Genomic DNA, 610 nt, shown 5'->3' with positions numbered 1-610 from the left:
GGCCTGCTCGTCAGCCAACTCCTGACGCTGTTCACAACGCCGGTCATCTATCTCTGGTTCGATCGCCTTGCCGCGCGCCTGCAAGTCATTGAGCCCAGCCTTCCCCGTGCCTATGGTGCGGACGCCGAGCCATGAACCTGTCGGTTCCCTTCATCCGGCGGCCGGTGGCGACAACGCTGCTGACCTTCGGCCTGCTGGCGGCCGGACTGGTGGCGTTTCCGCAATTGCCGGTGGCGCCGCTACCCGAGGTCGACTACCCCGTGATCTCGGTACGGGCATCGCTGCCGGGCGCCAGCCCGCAGGTGGTGGCGAACACGGTTGCCAGCCCGCTCGAACGGCATCTCGGCGAGATTGCCGACGTCAACGAAATGACTTCGTCGAGCAGCGTCGGCAGCGCACGCATAACGCTGCAGTTCGGCCTCGACCGCGACATCGACGGTGCGGCGCGCGATGTCCAGGCCGCGATCAACGCGGCGCGCGCCGACCTGCCGTCCAGCCTGCATTCCAACCCGACCTATCGCAAGGTCAATCCGGCCGACGCCCCGATCCTCATTCTGACGCTCACCTCGGACACGCTGTCCAAGGGTCAGCTCTACGATGCCGCCAGCAC

At 66.6% G+C, this 610-nt stretch carries 1 protein-coding gene; it reads left to right on the top strand.

The window, feature by feature from the left end:
• Nucleotides 1-131: 131 nt before the first annotated feature.
• A partial coding sequence (locus tag EOC06_RS38300; protein ID WP_206631397.1) for an efflux RND transporter permease subunit occupies nt 132-610 on the top strand: 479 nt, incomplete at its 3' end.

Origin of the sequence: Mesorhizobium sp. M7A.F.Ca.MR.362.00.0.0, from assembly GCF_004023175.1 — a bacterium.
In the GTDB taxonomy this organism is placed as follows: Bacteria; Pseudomonadota; Alphaproteobacteria; order Rhizobiales; family Rhizobiaceae; genus Mesorhizobium.
This window is presented reverse-complemented; position numbering and strand designations above follow the sequence as displayed.